General features: G+C 67.0%; 19 protein-coding genes and 3 tRNA genes. 17 read left to right on the forward strand and 5 right to left on the reverse strand.

All coding sequences use genetic code 11. The features are described 5' to 3' along the window. Positions 1 to 11: 11 nt before the first annotated feature. Complete coding sequence (locus tag IRG63_RS05155; protein WP_168626132.1) at positions 12 to 914, forward strand: dihydrodipicolinate synthase family protein; 903 nt, start codon at positions 12 to 14, stop codon at positions 912 to 914. A gap of 525 nt (positions 915 to 1,439) precedes the next feature. After that, the gene (locus tag IRG63_RS05160; RefSeq protein ID WP_193509402.1) at positions 1,440 to 1,901 is read left to right on the forward strand and encodes a hypothetical protein; all 462 of its coding nucleotides are present in this window, start codon (positions 1,440 to 1,442) and stop codon (positions 1,899 to 1,901) included. Between the two features lie 216 nt (positions 1,902 to 2,117). Here IRG63_RS05160 and IRG63_RS05165 read toward each other — a convergent pair. The 3 genes from IRG63_RS05165 to IRG63_RS05175 all read right to left on the reverse strand — a co-directional run bounded on the left by IRG63_RS05165 (position 2,118) and on the right by IRG63_RS05175 (position 2,403). Next, positions 2,118 to 2,193: transfer RNA gene (locus IRG63_RS05165), tRNA-Phe, on the reverse strand. Between the two features lie 37 nt (positions 2,194 to 2,230). Further along, positions 2,231 to 2,304: transfer RNA gene (locus IRG63_RS05170), tRNA-Asp, on the reverse strand. Between the two features lie 23 nt (positions 2,305 to 2,327). Beyond that, positions 2,328 to 2,403 (reverse strand) — tRNA-Glu (locus IRG63_RS05175). Positions 2,404 to 2,660: 257 nt separating this feature from the next. On the opposite strand from IRG63_RS05175, the gene IRG63_RS05180 reads away from it, so the two are divergent. Then, entirely contained in the window at positions 2,661 to 3,926 is a 1,266-nt protein-coding gene (locus IRG63_RS05180) for a M23 family metallopeptidase (protein ID WP_227411729.1), read from the forward strand. A 68-nt stretch (positions 3,927 to 3,994) separates the two neighbouring features. On the opposite strand, the gene ppa is transcribed toward IRG63_RS05180, so the two are convergent. Next, positions 3,995 to 4,486 carry an inorganic diphosphatase gene (gene ppa / locus IRG63_RS05185; protein ID WP_168626134.1) on the reverse strand — a complete coding sequence of 164 codons (492 nt, stop codon included), beginning with the start codon at positions 4,484 to 4,486 and terminating at the stop codon, positions 3,995 to 3,997. Between the two features lie 48 nt (positions 4,487 to 4,534). Here ppa and tilS point away from each other — a divergent pair, with 48 nt between their 5' ends. Then, entirely contained in the window at positions 4,535 to 5,548 is a 1,014-nt protein-coding gene (gene tilS, locus IRG63_RS05190; protein WP_168626135.1) for a tRNA lysidine(34) synthetase TilS, read from the forward strand. Positions 5,549 to 5,587: 39 nt separating this feature from the next. Then, positions 5,588 to 6,139: a hypoxanthine phosphoribosyltransferase gene (gene hpt / locus IRG63_RS05195; protein ID WP_168626136.1), complete on the forward strand. Its 552-nt coding sequence runs from the start codon at positions 5,588 to 5,590 to the stop codon at positions 6,137 to 6,139. A 227-nt stretch (positions 6,140 to 6,366) separates the two neighbouring features. On the opposite strand, the gene IRG63_RS05200 is transcribed toward hpt, so the two are convergent. Then, a complete protein-coding gene (locus IRG63_RS05200; protein ID WP_168626137.1) occupies positions 6,367 to 7,371 on the reverse strand; it encodes a hypothetical protein in 1,005 nt (334 codons plus the stop codon). Positions 7,372 to 7,606: 235 nt separating this feature from the next. On the opposite strand from IRG63_RS05200, the gene ftsH reads away from it, so the two are divergent. From ftsH to IRG63_RS05260, 12 genes are all read left to right on the forward strand, one after another. After that, positions 7,607 to 9,601, forward strand: a complete 1,995-nt coding sequence (ftsH, locus tag IRG63_RS05205; protein WP_168626138.1) for an ATP-dependent zinc metalloprotease FtsH — start codon at positions 7,607 to 7,609, stop codon at positions 9,599 to 9,601. A 7-nt stretch (positions 9,602 to 9,608) separates the two neighbouring features. After that, positions 9,609 to 10,220, forward strand: coding sequence for a GTP cyclohydrolase I FolE (gene folE, locus IRG63_RS05210; protein WP_349236117.1), 612 nt, complete (start codon positions 9,609 to 9,611; stop codon positions 10,218 to 10,220). A gap of 86 nt (positions 10,221 to 10,306) precedes the next feature. Continuing rightward, entirely contained in the window at positions 10,307 to 11,113 is an 807-nt protein-coding gene (gene folP, locus IRG63_RS05215; protein WP_168626140.1) for a dihydropteroate synthase, read from the forward strand. Next, on the forward strand, positions 11,110 to 11,472 hold the full coding sequence (gene folB, locus IRG63_RS05220) for a dihydroneopterin aldolase (RefSeq protein WP_168626141.1): 363 nt from the start codon (positions 11,110 to 11,112) through the stop codon (positions 11,470 to 11,472). Before folP ends, folB begins: the two co-directional genes overlap by 4 nt. Next, the gene (gene folK / locus IRG63_RS05225) at positions 11,472 to 12,005 is read left to right on the forward strand and encodes a 2-amino-4-hydroxy-6-hydroxymethyldihydropteridine diphosphokinase (RefSeq protein ID WP_168626142.1); all 534 of its coding nucleotides are present in this window, start codon (positions 11,472 to 11,474) and stop codon (positions 12,003 to 12,005) included. Before folB ends, folK begins: the two co-directional genes overlap by 1 nt. After that, complete coding sequence (locus IRG63_RS05230) at positions 12,002 to 12,490, forward strand: DUF3180 domain-containing protein (RefSeq protein ID WP_168626143.1); 489 nt, start codon at positions 12,002 to 12,004, stop codon at positions 12,488 to 12,490. Before folK ends, IRG63_RS05230 begins: the two co-directional genes overlap by 4 nt. 19 nt (positions 12,491 to 12,509) lie before the next feature. Next, positions 12,510 to 13,013 (forward strand): PH domain-containing protein, encoded by a 504-nt coding sequence (locus IRG63_RS05235; protein ID WP_168626144.1) that lies wholly within the window; start codon positions 12,510 to 12,512, stop codon positions 13,011 to 13,013. Then, positions 13,010 to 14,572 (forward strand): PH domain-containing protein, encoded by a 1,563-nt coding sequence (locus IRG63_RS05240; protein ID WP_193509403.1) that lies wholly within the window; start codon positions 13,010 to 13,012, stop codon positions 14,570 to 14,572. The genes IRG63_RS05235 and IRG63_RS05240 overlap by 4 nt, the downstream gene beginning before the upstream one ends. Beyond that, complete coding sequence (locus tag IRG63_RS05245; RefSeq protein ID WP_168626146.1) at positions 14,569 to 15,279, forward strand: Rossmann-like and DUF2520 domain-containing protein; 711 nt, start codon at positions 14,569 to 14,571, stop codon at positions 15,277 to 15,279. The genes IRG63_RS05240 and IRG63_RS05245 overlap by 4 nt, the downstream gene beginning before the upstream one ends. Then, positions 15,280 to 16,095, forward strand: coding sequence for a pantoate--beta-alanine ligase (panC, locus tag IRG63_RS05250; RefSeq protein WP_193509405.1), 816 nt, complete (start codon positions 15,280 to 15,282; stop codon positions 16,093 to 16,095). Positions 16,096 to 16,156: 61 nt separating this feature from the next. Then, on the forward strand, positions 16,157 to 17,659 hold the full coding sequence (lysS, locus tag IRG63_RS05255) for a lysine--tRNA ligase (protein WP_193509406.1): 1,503 nt from the start codon (positions 16,157 to 16,159) through the stop codon (positions 17,657 to 17,659). Between the two features lie 69 nt (positions 17,660 to 17,728). Further along, the gene (locus IRG63_RS05260; RefSeq protein WP_193509407.1) at positions 17,729 to 18,652 is read left to right on the forward strand and encodes a CHAD domain-containing protein; all 924 of its coding nucleotides are present in this window, start codon (positions 17,729 to 17,731) and stop codon (positions 18,650 to 18,652) included. Positions 18,653 to 18,735: the final 83 nt, after the last annotated feature.

Here is an 18,735-nt window from a genome sequence, read left to right on the forward strand (position 1 = left end):
AAAGGACACACATGTTCACCGACCTCAGTGCGTTCCCGCTCACCCCACTTCACGACGACAGCATCGATGAACATGCCTATGCCGGACTCATTGAGCGGCTCGCGGCGGCCGGTGTCGACTCAATCACCGCGCTCGGCTCTACGGGCTCCTACGCCTACCTGAACCACGACGAGCGCCGACGGGTGGCCCGGATTGCGCTCCGACACGCTGGAGGAGTTCCGGTGTTCGTGGGTGTCGGGGCGTTGCGCACTTCGCAGGTGCTGGAACTGGCCCGGGACGCCGAACAGGCGGGCGCTGCGGGGTTCTTGGTAGCCCCTATGTCCTACCAGCCGCTCACCGACGACGACGTGTTCGGGCTCTACGAGGAACTGGCGGAGGCGACCACGCTGCCAGTGATTGTCTACGACAACCCGGGAACCACCCACTTCGAGTTCAGCGACGCCCTCTACTCACGCGTAGCGCAGCTGCCCAACATCGCGTCAATCAAGATTCCGGGGCTCCCCGCCGACACGGATGCTGCGCGAGAGCGCGTAGAGAAAATCCGGTCTGCCTTGCCCGATCGGGTTACCGTCGGCATCTCCGGCGACGCGTCCGCGGCAACCGGCTTGAACGCCGGGTGCGACGCATGGTACTCAGTCATCGCGGGCACCGTGCCGGAGCCTGCCCTAACTATCACGCGTGCCGCGCGCAGCGGTGACTCGGCGACAGCTATCGCCGAGTCAGAACGGCTGCAACCGCTGTGGAATCTGTTCGCTGAGCTCGGGGGCAGCTTCAGGGTGACCGCCGCGATCGCCGAGTTGGCCGGACTGGTGAAGCCCAACAGCATTCCCCGGCCACTGCGCGGACTTCAAGGCGATGCACGCGAGCGAGTGGCGGGGGTGATTCGGGAACTCGACCTCATCGCCCTGTCCTGATGACCAGCCGAGGTAGGGCAGAGGCTTCACGGCCCAGTGCGAAGGAATGCCTCGCCCTAGTGGGCGGGGCATTCCTGTCTCCTGCTAAACCTTCTCGAGAGTGCGGTCCTTAGTCGCCTCTTCGGTCGCGCGGTCGCGCCGACCAACAGTCCAGAATGTCAGCCGCTCTGACCGGACCGGTTCCTCCGGGCGCCGTTCAGGCACCGTCTTCCGGGGATCTTCCTGAGCAACATTGGCCCGTTCGCTCTTCTCGAAGTCCTCATTCCATGAGTAGCACATCACCAGCCTCCTTACGGTGGATGTCCCTTAATCGTCCTCCCATTGCGCCGGTTGATCGACAATTGTCAGCCCATTTTCGAGAACCGGGCGCACGGCCAGGTTGATGAAAAGTTGTCCTCCCTGGTCTCGGCCATGAGAACCTGTCTTCTTGCGGTGCAAGCCGGACGTTGAGCGGGCGCCAAGTCTTCGACTATCTCGGGATCCTGAAAGCCACCCGCCGGCCCCGATCACCCGCTATGGATGATGATGCCGAAACGCAGCGGCAGTACCGTGGCTGCCATGATGAAACGGGCTACTGCCCCTATCGTGGCCGCGGGCTTACTCCTGATGGCAACGATCACTGCGGGATGCGCCCAGGACGAACCACCCGCCCAGGATGAACCAGCCGCGATTTGCTCGGCGGTCGACTCGCTAAAGGCGTCGGTCGAGGACGTGACGAACGTGGACCTCGACCAGGGCGCTATGGCGGACTTGCGAGACAACCTCAATCAGGTGCAGTCCGATCTGGGCAAAGTCAAGGACGACGCCAAGGACGAGTACGCCACCGAGATCGACGCTGTCGAGCAGGCCGCCGCCTCCGTCGGCTCCAGCGTCGAAGCGGCCACTACCTCGCCCTCGGCGCAGGCGATCACCGACGTCGGAACAGCCGTCCAGGCGCTGGGTGCGTCTCTGAGGGCGCTGGACGACGCCGTCGAGAGCACCTGCTGAGCAGTGCCCAAGCCGTGTCCCCACCAACGACTACGGCATCCCCTAAATACTTGAACCGTGGCTTGGGGCCTTCAAGCAAAGAAATGCCGATTGGGAGTCGTTGCGCAGTCATGCTCCTCGCCGCTCCCACCACGCCTGCTGATTGAGCAGCAGGATTACGACGGCAAGTGTCAGGCCAGCGGCTTAGTGCAGTGACCGTAAGGCCGAGGTTCAAGATGGTGGCTCCGACCGGCGTCGATCCGGTGACCTTTCGATTTTCAGTCGAACGCTCTACCAACTGAGCTACAGAGCCATAAGGCACAGCCACTGGCGAGAGTGACCGTGCCTTGCGACCCTGACCGGACTTGAACCGGCGACCTCCGCCGTGACAGGGCGGCGCGCTAACCAACTGCGCTACAGGGCCAAGCTATTAAGTTCTTTGCGGTTTGGTGACCCCAACGGGATTCGAACCCGTGCTGCCGCCGTGAAAGGGCGGTGTCCTAGGCCACTAAACGATGGGGCCGCGAAGCGTGAACCTCTTAGCTACCGACAGCCAAGCATACGGGTGAGTCCGCGACTTCGCAAACGCACGAGGATCACTCCCGATCTGCACCACACCGGGCGAAATGTCCGGCATCCGGATGCTACCGGCTAGGTTCAACCACGGGTCGAAAGTTGTAGAGGGTGGGCGAAAAACCCGAACTTTGCTACTGTGACGGATGTTAACAGTGTTACTGGCGTGACTTTCGGGGGAACGCCGTGCCAGGAGAGTCGGAGCGAATGAGCCTTCAGGGTACCGCGCGGGGGGTCCGGGAATCCGGATGGCGTCGCAGCCGTCTCGTCGCCGCGCTTGCAATCACCGGCATGCTCCTCACCGGTACTATCGCCACCGGATCAGCTGAGCCGGCCTACGCCGCAGGATACCCCAGCTGGGAAGACGTCAAGAAGGCCAAGGCGAACGTCGCAGCCAAGGCGGCCGAGAAGCAGCGCATCGAGACGCTCATCGCCCAGCTGCAGGCCGACGTTGAGCGCACTCAGCAGGAGGCCATCGAGAAGGGCAAGAAGTTCTACGAAGCTGAGCTGGCCCACGACACGGCCGCATTCAAGGCCGAGCAGCTTCAAAAGCAGGCCGACGATGCCAAGGTCCGCGCCGAGGAGTCCATGCGGCAGGCGGGCCAGATGGCAGCACGCCAGTCGCGCACCGGGGGCGGAGACCTCTCCTCCCGGCTGTTCTTCAACGGCGACGACGCACGCGACCTGCTGTCGCAACTCGGAATGGCGGCGAAGATCGCCGAACAGTCCAACGGGCTGTACGCGAAGGCGCAGCAGGACCAGAACAACGCGCAGGCGCTCACCGACCAGGCGAACGTCGCCAAGGACGCACTGAAGGTGCTGGCCGAAGCCGCTGAGCAGGCGTTCGCCGAGGCGCAGGAGGCAGCGATAGCCGCTGAGGCGGCCCTGGCCGCCCAGGAAGCGCACGTTCAGACGCTGCAGGCACAGCTCGCTGCGCTCGAGGACACCGCCAACCGCACGGTCGAGCAGTACCAAGAGGGCGAGGCCATCCGCAAGGCGGAGGAGGAGCGTCGCCGCAGGGCAGCGGAGGAAGCCGCAGCTGGCAGCGGCGGTCAGGTCGGCTCAGGCGGCTGGGCCCGCCCATCCGGAGGCGGGATCTCGAGCCACTACGGCATGCGCACCAATCCCGTCACCGGCGTTTACACACTGCATGCGGGCACCGACCTCGGCGCCGGCTGTGCCACGGGCATCTTCGCCGCCAGCGGGGGCACCGTCACGTACGCCGGTTGGAACTACGGGTACGGCTACTTCGTTCGTGTTGACCACGGCGGAGGCGTGACGACGTCGTACGCGCACATCATGGAGGGCGGAATTGGGGTCAGCCATGGTCAGCGAGTTTCGGCCGGGCAGTTCATCGCCAGGGTCGGCAGCACCGGCAACTCCACCGGCTGCCACCTGCACTTCGAGACGCGCGTGAGCGGGAACCCGTACAACCCGGTCTATTTCATGGCCGACCGAGGCGTGACCCTCTAGCTTCCGAACTCTCGAACTCGTAAGTCAGCGCGCCGGAGTCGCCCTCGGGCGCGTCGTACGCGCCGGAGTCAGTGCCCTTCGGATGCGAGCTTCTCGATGCCCGCCTGAATGATCGACTCGGCTTCCGCGGCGTCGCCCCAGCCCTCGGTCTTGACCCACTTGCCCGGCTCGAGGTCCTTGTAGTGCTCGAAGAAGTGCTCGATCTCCTTGCGCGTGAACTCCGGGATGTCGTTCACGTCCTGGATGTGGTTCCAGCGCGGGTCGCCATCCGGAACCGCGATGACCTTCGCGTCGGAGCCACCGTCATCCGTCATGTTGAAGACGCCCACCGGCCGGGCCTTCAGGCCGACGCCGGGGAAGAGCGGATACTCGGTCAGCACGAGCACGTCGACCGGGTCGCCGTCGAGACCGAGAGTGTTCTCGAAGTAGCCGTAATCGGTCGGGTAGACGAAGCTCGTGTACAGCACGCGGTCGAGGAAGACTCGTCCGGTTTCGTGGTCGACCTCGTACTTGTTACGGCTGCCCCGCGGGATCTCGATGACAGCGTCGTAACCAGGCATGCGGGGTTCCTCTCGAAGACGGTGAGTTGCAGGGAATAACGTTACTGGATGAACTTCCGCCCTCGCCTCACGCCCGAGGTCGCCGACGTGCGCCGCGCGGTGCGGGTGTCGCTCGCGCGGCTGGCCCCGATCGGCTCCGCTGAGCAGGGGGCTGACGTGCTGGTCGGGCTGAGCGGTGGGGCCGACTCGCTCGCACTCGCGGCCGCGACGGCGTTCGAGGCGCCGAGGGCGGGCCTGCGCGCCGGCGCGATCATCGTCGACCACGGCCTGCAGGCCGGGTCAGCGGATGTCGCGGCCAGGGCCGCGCGACAGGCGGCCGACCTCGGGCTCGCTCCGGTGATCGTCCGCGCCGTGCACGTCGGGACGGCGGGCGGGCCGGAAGCCGCAGCACGCACCGCCCGCTACGCGGCGTTCGCCGAGGCTGTCGCCGAGACAGGCGCGCGTGCGGTGCTGCTCGGTCACACGCTCGATGACCAGGCCGAGACTGTTCTGCTCGGGCTGGCCCGCGGCAGCGGGGCCACGAGCCTGCAGGGGATGGCCGACGACAGTCACGGCCAGGTGAGGGTGTTGCGGCCGTTGCTGGGCATCCGCCGCGCCCAGACCGTTCAATTCTGCGTCGACGCCGGCCTCGACCCGTGGGACGATCCACAGAACAGCGATCCCTCTTTCTTGCGCGTACGTGCGCGCGACCTCGTCATGCCGGTGCTCGAGGCAGAGCTGGGACCGGGAGTCGCCGAGGCGCTCGCCCGCACGGCGGAGCAGTTGCGGGAGGATGCCGAGGCGCTCGACTCCTTCGCCGAGGAGCAGGTCGAGGATCTCGCCGAGCACGCCGAGGCCGGCCTGTCGCTGTCGGTTGCGGGCCTGGCGGCTAATCCTGCAGCGCTGCGGCAGCGCATCATCCGGCACGCGGTGCTCGCCGAGTTCGGGGTTGCGCTTTCCCGAACGCAGACCATCGCGGTTGCCCGGCTGGTCACCGACTGGCATGGTCAGGGGGACGTGCACCTCCCGGGCGTTAGAGTGAATCGTCAGGGCGGCCGTCTCGTCTTCACCGCGAGCCACTGACCGCCGATCGGTCACCGAGCAAAGGGAACACGCGCCGAGATGGAACTGAGCGACGTCGAGGGCGACCTCACCGAGATCCTCCTCACCCAGGACGAGCTGCACGCCAAGATCGCCGAACTCGCACGCCGGATCGAGGCCGACTATGCCGACGAGCCGCCACTGCTCGTGGGGGTGCTGAAAGGCGCCGTCATGGTCATGGCCGACCTGGCCCGTGAACTCAAGCTGCCCGTCGCGATGGACTGGATGGCGGTGTCGTCCTACGGCTCCGGCACACAGTCATCCGGTGTCGTCCGCATCCTGAAGGACCTCGACACCGACATCATCGACAAGCGCGTGCTGATCGTCGAGGACATCATCGACTCCGGCCTGACGCTGTCCTGGCTGCTTGCGAACCTGCAGAGCCGTGGTGCGAAGTCGGTGGAGGTGCTCGCCCTGCTCCGCAAGCCGGAAGCCGCCAAGGTGCCCGTCGACGTGCGCTATGTGGGCTTCGACATCCCGAACGAGTTCGTCGTCGGCTACGGCCTCGACTACGCGGAGCGTTACCGCAACCTGCGCGGTGTCGGCGTGCTCGCCCCCCGCGTCTACCAGTAGGCCCCTCCAGTCGAATACGCGGCTCGGGCCAGAGGGTCAGAGCCCCTGTTGTGCAGGAGATTCCTTGTTCTGCAGGACATTCGGCCCAACCGAGCGATGTTAGGCATCCAGGCCCGAGATCCGGGAAATGTCCTGCACAACAGGGGGCGGATGGCCGCCGGCGAGACCGGATCCGGGTCAGCCGGTGCTCGAGCGTGTCGAGACCCTGGCCCTTCGACGGAGTGCGCCTAGCACTGGACATCTAGGATGTAGCCGTAGTCGTATCCTTGGGCCAGTCTTGCCCCAACTACGACTGAAGTGTCCTCCGATGAGTCCAGCTTCACGTCTCGTTCGAATGTGTGCTCGATCTCGGACGTGGGAGAGGTGGAGAAACCGAGAGTCACGGTCGCGAGGCAGTCTGCTGGTGACACGATTCGCCACGCCCAGCATCCGTCCTCGTCCGAACAACGCGACAAGGCCGGGTCGTCGTCAGCTACGTAATACCAGTCGAACTCGGCGGCGTTCAGCCGTGGTTGGGACTCATCGGAGTCGGCGTTCGTTCCGATAGAGACCGCTGTTGCCACGACCGCCGCAGTCAGCCCGATTCCCACGACAGCAACAGACAACCACAATAGAAGTTTGGCGCGAGGCTTCTTGGCGTTGGATGCCGGAGCCTGCAGCGGCAGCCACTGCCCGGAACTGTGGGCGACGGAGTGACTACTCGATGCTTCGCTCCACGACATCGCTTCGCGCATTGAGACGAAGTCGTCAAGGCTCATCGGCGGTACCTGAACCGAGGAGACGTGCTGCTGGTAGGCGATGCGGTCGAGCTCTTCCTTGTTGCTCGCGGACACCGTCCGCACCTGGTCCATGACTCGAGTGTCGGTTCGGCCCAAACCAATCCCGGCGCGAATCATCTGGATCGCGCCCCACAGCACCGCGCCCCAGAAGACAAAGAAGGGGCCACCGGTCGACGCGCCGACCAACGTGATGACGATCCCGCCGACGAACAGAGCAGCGCCGATCCAGAACGACTTCCAAGCGGCTGCCCGAACAGCTTCGGCAAGCGGCGACCACGCAGTTTCATTCTTGGTCCAGAACGCCCAGCCGGGTGGGGCTGCGATGAGTCCCTGTCGGGGAATCCAGCCAACCGGTGGTTCCCATCCCAGGTGACCAACGAGCCATTCTTCCGACGGGGTCGGCCAGCCGAGTGGCGGGTTGAAGCGAAGCGGCAACGCATTCTCGGAATTCATGGTTCGCCCCACATCCGGAGATCGTGAACCTGACGATAGTGCAGAAGTGAACATCTTTCGCCCCTTTGCGAGGGAGAGTCCGCGCCTTTCATCGGATGGGGGTCTCGACTGGCTTGACCACCGAGATGCGGAGCACCGCAGCCGTTACGCCTCCAGCAAACACGCGGATGCCGCTCAGCGGCCCTCCGCTACCCTCATATGAAGAAAGGTGCCGGGTGACGTGCCCGGATCACTCATGGATTTCAAGCGCTTCTTTCGCGGCCCCTTCGTCTACATCCTGGTAGCGATCGTGGCCGTCTCCTTCGGCTTCATGCTCCTTGGCGGCTCCGGCTTCAAGGAGATCACGACCCAGCAGGGCCTTGAACTGCTCTCGAGCGACAAGGTCGAGAGCGCGAAGATCGTCGACGCCGAACAGCGCGTCGACCTGGTGCTCAAGGAAGCCGGCGACCAGGGCGAGCAGGTGCAGTTCTACTACGCGGCACCGCGTGGCGCCGAGGTCGTCGATGCCGTCAGCACCTCGAGCCTGAAGAGCTTCGACGACGAAGTCGACAAGGGCAGCTGGTGGATGTCGCTGCTCGGGCTCATCCTGCCGTTCCTCATCATCGGCCTGATCTTCTGGTTCCTGATCTCCAGCATGCAGGGCGGCGGCAGCCGGGTCATGCAGTTCGGCAAGTCGAAGGCGAAGCTGGTCTCGAAGGAGAGCCCCAAGGTCACGTTCGCGGATGTCGCTGGCGCCGAAGAGGCTGTCGAAGAGCTTCACGAGATCAAAGACTTTTTGAAGGATCCGTCGAGGTTCCAGGCCGTGGGCGCGCGCATCCCGAAGGGTGTGCTGCTGTACGGCCCTCCGGGAACCGGCAAGACGCTGCTCGCGCGCGCCGTCGCCGGTGAGGCGGGCGTGCCGTTCTACTCGATCTCCGGTTCCGACTTCGTCGAGATGTTCGTCGGTGTCGGCGCGAGCCGAGTGCGCGACCTGTTCCAGCAGGCGAAGGAGAACGCCCCGGCCATCATCTTCGTCGACGAGATCGACGCCGTCGGCCGTCACCGCGGCGCCGGCATGGGCGGCGGGCACGACGAACGCGAGCAGACCCTCAACCAGCTGCTCGTCGAGATGGACGGCTTCGACGTCAAGACCAACGTCATCATGATCGCGGCGACGAACCGTCCCGACATCCTCGACCCTGCGCTGTTGCGCCCCGGGCGCTTCGACCGGCAGATCGGCGTCGACGCACCCGACCTGCAGGGTCGCAAGCAGATCCTCCAGGTGCACGCGCAGGGCAAGCCGATGGCCGCCGGCGTCGACCTGGAGGTGCTCGCACGCAAGACGCCCGGCTTCACGGGCGCCGACCTCGCGAACGTCCTCAACGAGGCCGCGCTTCTCACCGCACGCTCTAACGCTCAGCTCATCGACAACCGCGCCCTCGACGAGGCGGTCGACCGGGTCATGGCAGGCCCACAGCGCCGCACACGTGTGATGAAGGACAAGGAGAAGCTCATCACCGCGTACCACGAGGGCGGCCACGCGCTCGCTGCCGCGGCGATGCGCCACACCGACCCCGTGACGAAGGTCACCATCCTGCCGCGCGGTCGCGCCCTGGGCTACACCATGGTGCTCCCGCTCGAGGACAAGTACTCGGTCACCCGCAACGAACTGCTCGACCAGCTGACCTACGCGATGGGTGGCCGCGTCGCCGAGGAGATCGTTTTCCACGACCCGACTACCGGCGCCTCCAACGACATCGAGAAGGCCACCTCGATCGCCCGCAAGATGGTGACCGAGTACGGCATGAGCTCAAACGTCGGAGCCGTCAAGCTGGGCCAGTCCAGCGGCGAGGTCTTCCTCGGCCGCGACATGGGCCACCAGCGCGACTACTCGGAGACCATCGCCGAACGCGTCGACGCCGAAGTGCGTGCGCTCATCGAGCAGGCACACGACGAGGCATGGCAGGTGCTCAACGAGAACCGCGACGTGCTCGACCGGCTCGCGACCGAACTGCTCGAGAAAGAGACACTCGACCACCTGCAGCTCGCCGAGATCTTCGCCGACGTGACATTGCTGCCCGAGCGCCCGCAGTGGCTCTCGAGCACCGACCGTCCGGTGTCGAGCCGCCCGCCGGTGATGGTGCCGAAGGCCCCGATCGACGCGGAGGCCGTTGATGGTGGTGTCGAGTCCGAGCCGAGCAAGCCGAAGCAGAAGACCCGGCGCACCCAGCCCGGCATCGCGACCGCGTAGTCAAGCGGTGACCGTGGTGGGCGGCGAGACGGTGGGTGGCGCGTTCGACGCATCGCGCATCGAGGCCGCGGTATCCGAACTCCTGGCGGCGATCGGCGAGGACGTCAACCGTCCGGGTCTGCAGCAGACCCCGGCGCGGGTCGCCGAGGCGTGGAGTGACTTCTTCTCCGGCGTCGGCGCCGACCCGCTGGTGCACCTGTCTGCGACCTCCGACCTGGTCGACGCCGGTGCGCTCTCCGGGGAGCTCGTGCTGTTGCGGGGCATCAAGTTCCGGTCCATGTGCGAACACCACCTGCTGCCGTTCCTCGGCACCGCGCATGTCGGCTATGTGCCGCGCGATCGGGTGGTCGGCCTCGGCAAGCTGCCCCGCGTTGTTGACACGCTCGCCTCGCGCCCGCAGTTGCAGGAGCGGTTGACCGAGCAGATCGCAGATGCCCTCGACAGCGGCCTCGACCCGCTCGGCGTCATCGTGGTCCTGGAGGCGAGCCACGGATGCGTTACAGCCCGCGGGGTGCAGCAAACCGAGAGCACCACGGTCACCCTGGCGACCCGCGGCTCGCTCAGCGAGCCGGCGGCGCGTGCCGAGGCCATTGCGCTTATTGGCAGTGACCACGGGTAGGAATGTCACGGAACACACGGACGAGAGGGGATGCTTCAGTGAAGGCGAAGAGGGCGAGGGCCAGCGAGGCTAGGCGTCCAGCGATCATGGGCATCCTCAACATCACCCCCGATTCCTTCAGCGACGGCGGCCGGTACAGCAGACTCGACGACGCCATCACCCACGCGACCGCGATGGTGGAGGCCGGCGCGAACATCATCGACGTCGGTGGCGAGTCGACACGGCCGGGCTCGGAGCGCCTCACCGTCGACGAGGAGCTGCGCCGGATCATGCCGGTGATCAAGGAACTGGTCGCGCGTGACATCGCGGTGAGCGTCGACACGATGAACTCCGCGACTGCGGCCGCCGCCGCCGACGCGGGCGTCGCGATGATCAACGATGTCTCCGGTGGCCTCGCCGACCGGGAGATGGGCCGGATCGTCGCGCAGACCGGACTGGACTACATCATTTCGCACTGGCGCGGACCCAGCGATACGAAGGCCGTGTACCGCGACGTCGTGCGGGACGTGCGCGAAGAGCTCAAGCACCGCGTCGCGGAGATGATCGTGTGGGGCGTCAAGCCGCGACGCATCATCCTCGACCCTGGCCTCGGCTTCGCCAAGGACGCCGAGCACAACTGGCAGCTCCTCGGTCGCCTCTCCGAACTGACGAGTGTCGGTCAGCGCGTGCTGGTCGGCGCCTCCCGCAAACGCTTCCTGGCGCCGTTGGTCCCGGATGACGCACCGACGGCCGAGCGGGACGCGCCCACCGCGGTGATCAGCGCCCTCGCAGCCGAATCCGGCGCGTGGGGTGTGCGCGTGCACGACGTCGCCGCCACCCGTGCGGCGCTCGACGTGTGGTCAGCCTGGAACGATGGCCGCCGGACCGGCGCCGCACCGAAGGCCGGCGCATGAGCGCCGACAGGCTGTCGATCACCGGGTTGCGTGCCACCGGCAACCACGGGGTATACGAACACGAGCGGCGCGACGGGCAGGAGTTCGTCATCGACGTCACCGTGTGGGCCGACCTGAGCGCGGCATCGCGCAGCGACGACCTCGACGAGACCCTGCACTACGGGGTGCTGGCCGAACGGGTCGTTGCCGCGGTTGAGCGTGACCCGGTCGACCTGATCGAGACACTCGCGGCGAGGATCGTCGACGTCGTATTCGAGTTCCCGACCGCGCAGACTGTCGAGGTGACTGTGCACAAGCCGCAGGCGCCCATCTCGGTGCCATTCGAGGATGTCGCGGTGACGCTCACGCGGAGCCGGTGATGCGCAAACGAGTCGAGCTTCCGGCTGTCGTCGCCCTCGGCAGCAACCTGGGCGATCGCGAGCAGACGTTGCGTGACGCCGTGCGCGAGTTAGCGGCAGTCTCCGGCGTGGTCGTTCTTGCGGCATCCGGGATCGTCGAGACTCCCGCGCTCAAGCCCGACGGCATCGACGAGTCCGCCCCCAGCTACCTCAACGCGGTGGTCCTGGTGCGCTCCGCGCTCTCGCCGGAGCGGCTGCTCGAGCAGTTGCAGCGCATCGAGCACGAGCTCGGACGGGTGCGCGCCGAACGGTGGGGGGACCGCACCATCGACCTCGATCTCATCGACTTCGCCGGCCTGAGCCGCGACACTGCCGAGCTCAGCCTCCCGCATCCACGCGCGTGGCAGCGTGCGTTCGTGCTCGCGCCGTGGTCGCAGGTGCAACCGGATGCCGTGCTGCACGGGCATGGACGGGTGGCCGACCTGCTGAGGGCGGCAACTGATCCGGTCACCGAGTATCCGGCCCGTCCGCTCGCCGAGGAGGTGTCGGCGTGAAGCGCACCGGGGCACTCACGATCGTGCTGTTGATCGTGCTCGGCGCGATCGTCGGCGCCTTCGTCGAGACGGCGCTGGCGACGACCGGGCGACCAATCCTGATCCCGCCGATCACGCTCGCTGTCGCGCTGGCCCTGATCGGGGTGCTCATCGTCGTACTGGCGCTGCCGATTCGGCGCACGGTGCGCAAGAAGACCGCGACCCCGATCGACCCGTTCTACGCGACGCGCATCCTCATGCTGGCGAAGGCGTCCGCCCTGTCTGGAGCGCTCATCGCGGGCTTTGCCGGTGGCGCGATCGCGTACCTCCTGACCCGCTCGGTGATCGGGGTAGGCTCGGTGGCGGCCGTGTCAGCGACGATCGTCGGAGCCGGGCTCCTGCTGGCTGGGGGACTGGTCGCCGAAGAACTGTGCCGGGTGCCCCCCGGCAGCGACGACGACGATGACGAGGACACCGGCGCACCACCAGTCACGGTTTCGCACTAGCCCGGAGGGCGCATCGCACATGACGCAGCACCTGGAACTCGCGGACGTCGAATGGCGCAGGGTGTCGCCCAAGCTGATCGTTGCGCAGCTGATCGGCGACGGCATCGGCGCTGTAGTGATGCTCGGGTTGACCGGCCTGCTGCACGTGTTTTTTCCTGAATGGCGCATCCTCGGCATTCCGGTCGCCTGGACGGTGACGATCATCGTCGCGCTCGCGACGCTCATCCCGCTCGCTCTCACCCCGCGGCGGGTGCGCGCCATCGGCTATCAACTGCGGGACGACGACCTGCTGTTCCGCCGCGGCATCCTGTTCCAGCGCTTTGTCGCCGTTCCGTACGGGCGGATGCAGCTGGTCGACATCAACCGCGGCCCGCTGTCCCGCGCGCTCGGGTTGAGCGAGCTGAAGTTCGTGACCGCCGCTGCGGCGACCGGTGTCACCATTCCCGGCCTGCCGGAAGCGGAGGCCGACCGACTTCGTGACGAGCTCGTCGAGCTCGCCGAATCCCGCAGGGCGGGGCTGTGACGGACCACCAGGAACGGCCGGGCGAGCCGCTGGATGCCGCGCCGCCGTCGCCGGAGCTGCTTCCCGCGCCAGCGACCGACCTGACCGACGGCAACTGGCATCGGCTGCATCCGGCTTCACCGTTGCTCCGGGGCGGCATAGCGCTGCTCGCCATCCTCGGCGTTGTCCTCGCGAACCTCCGTGAGCGCCTCATCGAGATCTTCTTCCCGACGGGATTCGAGTCCGACGACCCGTTCGACCTGCTGCTGGAGACCGGGGCCCTGCCGTGGCTCCTCGCCGGGGTGGCCGCGGTGCTCCTGGTGCTGATCCTCGGCTTCTACATCTCGTGGCGGATGCACAGCTTCCGAGTGACAGAGGAAGTCGTCGAGGTGCGCAGCGGCATCGTGTTCCGCACCAATCGCAAGGCACGGCTGGATCGCATCCAGGGGATCAACATCAGCCGACCGTTCATCGCGCGGCTGTTCGGCGCCGCGAAGCTTGAGATCAACCAGGCCGGCAACGACGCGAACGTCGAACTGACCTACCTCGGCAGCGCGCATGCCGACGACCTGCGACGTGACATCCTGCTGCTTGCGTCCGGAACCCGCCGCGCCGAGCGCGCCGCGGAGACGCCCGCGGCTGGCGGCACCATCGAGCAGCGGGTCAGCGAGTTCCTCGCCCCGGAGCTGGACCCAAACGCAGCCCCGCCGGAGTCGGTCGTGAAGCTCAACCCCGGCCGGCTCCTCGGCTCGATCGTGCTCAGCGAGGGCACCATCTTCCTGCTGCTGCTGATCATCGGCGCAATCGTTGGGGTCTTCACCACCGGGGAGATTTACCCGCTGTTCGCCATCGTGCCGGCGATCCTCGGTCTGGGTGGTTATCTGGTGTCCAAATTCCTGCGCTCGCTGCGCTACTCGATCGCGGCCACCCCGGATGGCGTGCGAGTCGGCTTCGGACTGCTGTCGACAACGAATTCGACGCTCCCGCCGGGGCGCATTCACTCGGTGCAGCTGAGCCAGTCGTTGCTGTGGCGGCCGTTCGGCTGGTGGCAGCTGAAGGTCAACCGCGCATCGCGTTCGAGTGCGCGGGGCGCCGCCGGAGAGCAGAACACGACCATCCTGCCGGTCGGCGACGCGGGTGACGTTGCTCGTGTGCTCGACCTGTTGCTTCCGGATGTCGCGGATCGAGAGGTTATCGCTCTAGCACTGTCGTCAAAGGGTGCGGTCGACGGCTTCACCATTTCGCCGGCACGGGCCAGGGTGGTGCGCTGGTTCAGCCGCCTCCGCAACGGATTTGCCAAGGTTCCGGGGGGCATTGTGCTGCGTCGCGGGGCCATCTGGCGGGATGTCATCGTGGTTCCGGACCCGCGTTTGCAGTCGGTCGCCCTGGAGCAAGGCCCGCTTGCCCGCTCGCTGAGAATCGCCGCCGTTCGGCTGCACACTGTCGACGGACCGATCTTCGCGCGCATCGGTGCGATCGACCAGGACGACGCGGTCCGCTTCTTCGGCGATGTCGCCACCGTGGTCGTCGACGCGGGCAGGGCCGACCGATCGCACCGCTGGCGGGAGCATCCGGCATGACCGCAGCGGCCAGGCTCGGGATCGGCATCATCGGAGCCGGTCGGGTCGGCCCGGTGCTCGGCGCGGCGTTGGCCGGCGCCGGTCATGCGATCGTCGGCATCTCCACGGTTTCGGAGGCCAGTCGGGAGCGCGCGGAAGCGCTGCTGCCTGGCGTGCCGATCCTTGAGATCCCGGATGTCATTGAGCGCGCCGAACTCGTGATCCTCGCAATCCCGGCCTCGGAGCTGGATTCACTCGTCTCGGGCCTCGCGGCTGCCGGGGTGTGGCATCCGGGCCAGCTGGTGCTGCACACCGCGCCCGGACTGGGCGTCTCGGTGCTCGCGCCTGCGGTTGCGGCGGGGGCAATCCCGATCGCGCTGCATCCGGCGATCGCGTTCACCGGCACAAGCATGGACCTGGTGCGGTTGCGTGAGGCGTACTGCGCGGTCACCGCTCCCGGCCCGGTGCAGCCGATCGGGCAGGCGCTCGCGGTCGAGCTCGGCGCGGAGCCGGTGCTCATCGACGAGGCCGACCGGGCGGCATACGGCGAGGCGATCTCGACGGCGACCGAGTTCTCCGCGTCGATCGTCGGCCAGGCGGTCGACCTGCTCGCGGGGATCGGCGTAGAGTCGCCCGGCGCTGTGCTCTCACCGCTCGTGCGCGCCGCCGTGGACAACGCGCTCGCCCGGGCGATCAGCACACCACCCCTGCCGCCGGAGGATGACTAGGTGACCGAACTGATCAGGACCATCGCCGACCTGCGGGCCCGGCTCGCGGGGGAGACGAGCGTCGGCTTCGTCCCGACCATGGGCGCCCTGCACGACGGCCACCTGGCGCTAGTGCGGCGCGCGGCGGAGCTTGAGCGCACCGTCGTGGTGTCGATCTTCGTCAACCCGCTGCAGTTCGGCGAGGGCGAGGACTACGAGCGCTACCCGCGCGACCTGGACGGTGACCTCGCGAAGCTCCCGGATGACGTAATCGTGTTCGCGCCGGACGTCACCGAGCTCTACCCGGATGGCCGCGCCGAGACGCGCGTAACGGCGGGGAACGTCGGGACGCTGTTCGAGGGCGCGAGCCGCCCCGGACACTTCGACGGAATGCTGACGGTCGTCGCCAAGCTGCTGGGCATCGTCCAGCCGCAGACCGTGGTGTTCGGCCGCAAGGACGCCCAGCAGGTCTTTCTGGTGAGCCGGATGGTGCGCGACCTGAACCTGCCGGTCATGGTTGAGGCGATCGAGACGGTCCGCGAGCCGGACGGGCTCGCGATCTCCAGCCGGAACCGCTACCTGAGCGACGAGGAGCACCAGAACGCGCTTGCGCTGTCGCGCGCGTTGGCCGCGGCCGCGGCATCCGGTTCCCGCGATACCGGGTTCGAGGTGCTGCGGGCCCAGCGCGGCCTGGACGTGGACTACTTCGAGTTCGTCGACCCCGAGACGTTCCTTGCTGTCGGGGACGGCTACCGGGGAGAGGCGCTCGCGATCGTGGCGGCGCGGGTTGGCTCGACGCGACTGATCGACAACCGGCCGGTCACTCTCGCTGGTTGAGGGATCGGCGAAGCCGATCGTCTCGAAACCCCGCCCAGCAGCACCCGGATAAACTCGACACATGACCGAGACTGCCCTGCCCGAGCCCGAACTGACCGAACAAGAGGTCAACGAGCAGATGCAGGTCCGGCTCGCCAAGCGCGACCGGCTGATCGAATCCGGTGCCGAGGCGTACCCGGTCGCGGTCCCGGTGACCGACAGCATCCGATCGGTGCGTGAGCGTTTCGGCGACCTGGAACCGGATGCGTCCACCGGCGTCACCGTTGGCGTCGCCGGGCGCATCGTGCACCTCCGCAACACCGGCAAGCTGTGCTTCGCCGCGCTGCAGGCCGGCGACGGATCCCGGATCCAGGCGATGGTGTCGCTCGCGGAAGTCGGCGAGGAATCACTCGAACGGTGGAAGGAACTCGTCGACCTCGGCGACCATCTGTTCGTCTCGGGCGAGGTCATCTCGTCCCGCCGCGGCGAGCTGTCGATCATGGCCAAGGAATGGTCGATCGCATCGAAAGCGATCCGTCCGCTGCCGAACCTGCACTCCGAGCTGGGCGACGAGACGCGGGTCCGCCAGCGTTACCTCGACCTGATCGCTCGAGAGCAGGCGCGCATCACCGTGCAGGCCAGAGCGCAGGCGGTCGCGTCGCTGCGGTCGACCTTCGCTGAGCACGGGTATCTCGAGGTCGAGACGCCGATGCTGCAGACCATCCACGGCGGCGCATCCGCTCGCCCGTTCGTCACCCACTCCAACGCGTTCGACACCGAGCTGTTCCTGCGCATCGCGCCGGAGCTCTTCCTCAAGCGTGCCGTCGTCGGCGGGCTGGAGCGGGTGTTCGAGATCAACCGCAACTTCCGCAACGAGGGCGCCGACTCCACCCACAGCCCCGAGTTCGCGATGCTCGAGGCCTATCAGGCGTACGGCGACTACAACCAGATGGCCGAACTGACGCAGGAGCTGGTGCAGAACGCCGCGCTCGCGGCATCCGGATCGCACGTGGTGACCTGGGCGGACGGGCGCAAGTACGACCTCGGCGGCGAGTGGGGGTGGCTGCCGATGTACGAGTCGCTCAGCGAGGCATCCGGCGTGCACATCACCCCGGACACGCCGTACGAGAGCCTGCGCGAACTGACCGACAAGTTCGGCATCGAGGTTCAGCACCCGACCCACGGCAAGCTCGTCGAGGAGCTGTGGGAGCACTTCGTGAAACCGTCGCTCGAACGTCCGACGTTCGTCGCCGATTTCCCTGTCGACACGTCGCCGCTCGTGCGCGCGCACCGGTCGAAGCCGGGTGTCGTGGAGAAGTGGGACCTGTACATCGACGGGTTCGAACTCGCGACCGGATACTCCGAGCTGGTCGACCCGGTCGTGCAGCGCGAGCGTTTCGTCGCGCAGGCGGCGCTCGCCGCGAAGGGTGATGCGGATGCGATGCGGCTGGACGAGGAGTTCCTACGCGCACTCGAGCACGGGATGCCGCCCACCGGCGGCATGGGCATGGGCATCGACCGCATGCTCATGGCGTTGACCGGGCTGGGCATTCGCGAAACGATCCTGTTCCCGCTGGTCAAGTAGGGGCAGGACTCAGCGCTGCCTCCCAGTGCGCATCCCGCTCGCTAGGGTGAGTGACGGGAGATGAGCAGCATGGACAGCGACGCCCGGTACCGCAGGGGTCATCGTCGCGGTACGGCCGGCGAGCTCGTCATGGCCTATGTGACCGAGCAGTTTGCGGAACTCCGAACTGCTGACGCCGGGGTGCGCCGTGACGCCGATGGCGCGCTGCACGACATGCGCGTGGCCTCAAGGCGGCTTGGCTCGGCGTTGAAGATCTTCCGACCAGTCCTTGACGGTAAACGCACGGACGCACTCCGCGGCGAGCTGAGGTGGATCGGACATTCGCTGGGCGGCGCCCGCGACAGCGAGGTCTTGCACGCACGGTTGCGCGAGGCGCTGTCCGAAGATGGCCGGGACACAGCGCGCGACGCCGCTGCCGAACGCGTCAACACGCAGTTCGGCGTACGCTCCGAACGCGCGAAGCGCGTGCTGCGTGGCGATCTCGACAGCCAGCGCTACTTCATGCTGCTCGACGCGCTCGACGAGTTGGTCCACAGCCCGCCGCTGACCGAGGCGGCAGCAAGCCGGGCGGACCGCATCTTGCCGCAGCGCGTCGGCAAGGCATACCGCCAGATGCGCCGTCTCCACGACCGTGCGGGGGCGGCGGGCACGGGCGAGGAGCGCGAGGCTCTCCTGCATGAGGTCCGTAAGGCTGCCAAGCGGGCGCGCTACGCCAGTGAGGCACTCGTCCCGGCCGTTGGCAAGGACGCCAAGAGGTTCGCAGCCGCCATGGAGGGGGTGCAGGAGGTGATCGGCGAATACCGGGATAGCGTGATCGCCGGCGAGACCCTGATCGGCCTGGCGGTTCAGGCTCAGGAAGCAGGCGAAGACACATTCGAGATCGGTCGCCTGGCCGGTCTCGAAGAAGCCCGCTCCGCCGCAGCGGCCGCCGCGTACGACACGGCGTGGCGCGCGGCGTCGAAGAAGAAGCTGCGCCGCTGGATGCGCGGCTGATGAGTGTCTTGGGGTGGTGATTTCGAGACGATCGCTTCGCGATCCCTCAATCAGCGGGGCGGTCTCGACAACCTCGACCACCG

This window comes from Cryobacterium sp. BB736 (assembly GCF_014980265.1).
Classification (GTDB): Bacteria; Actinomycetota; Actinomycetes; order Actinomycetales; family Microbacteriaceae; genus Terrimesophilobacter.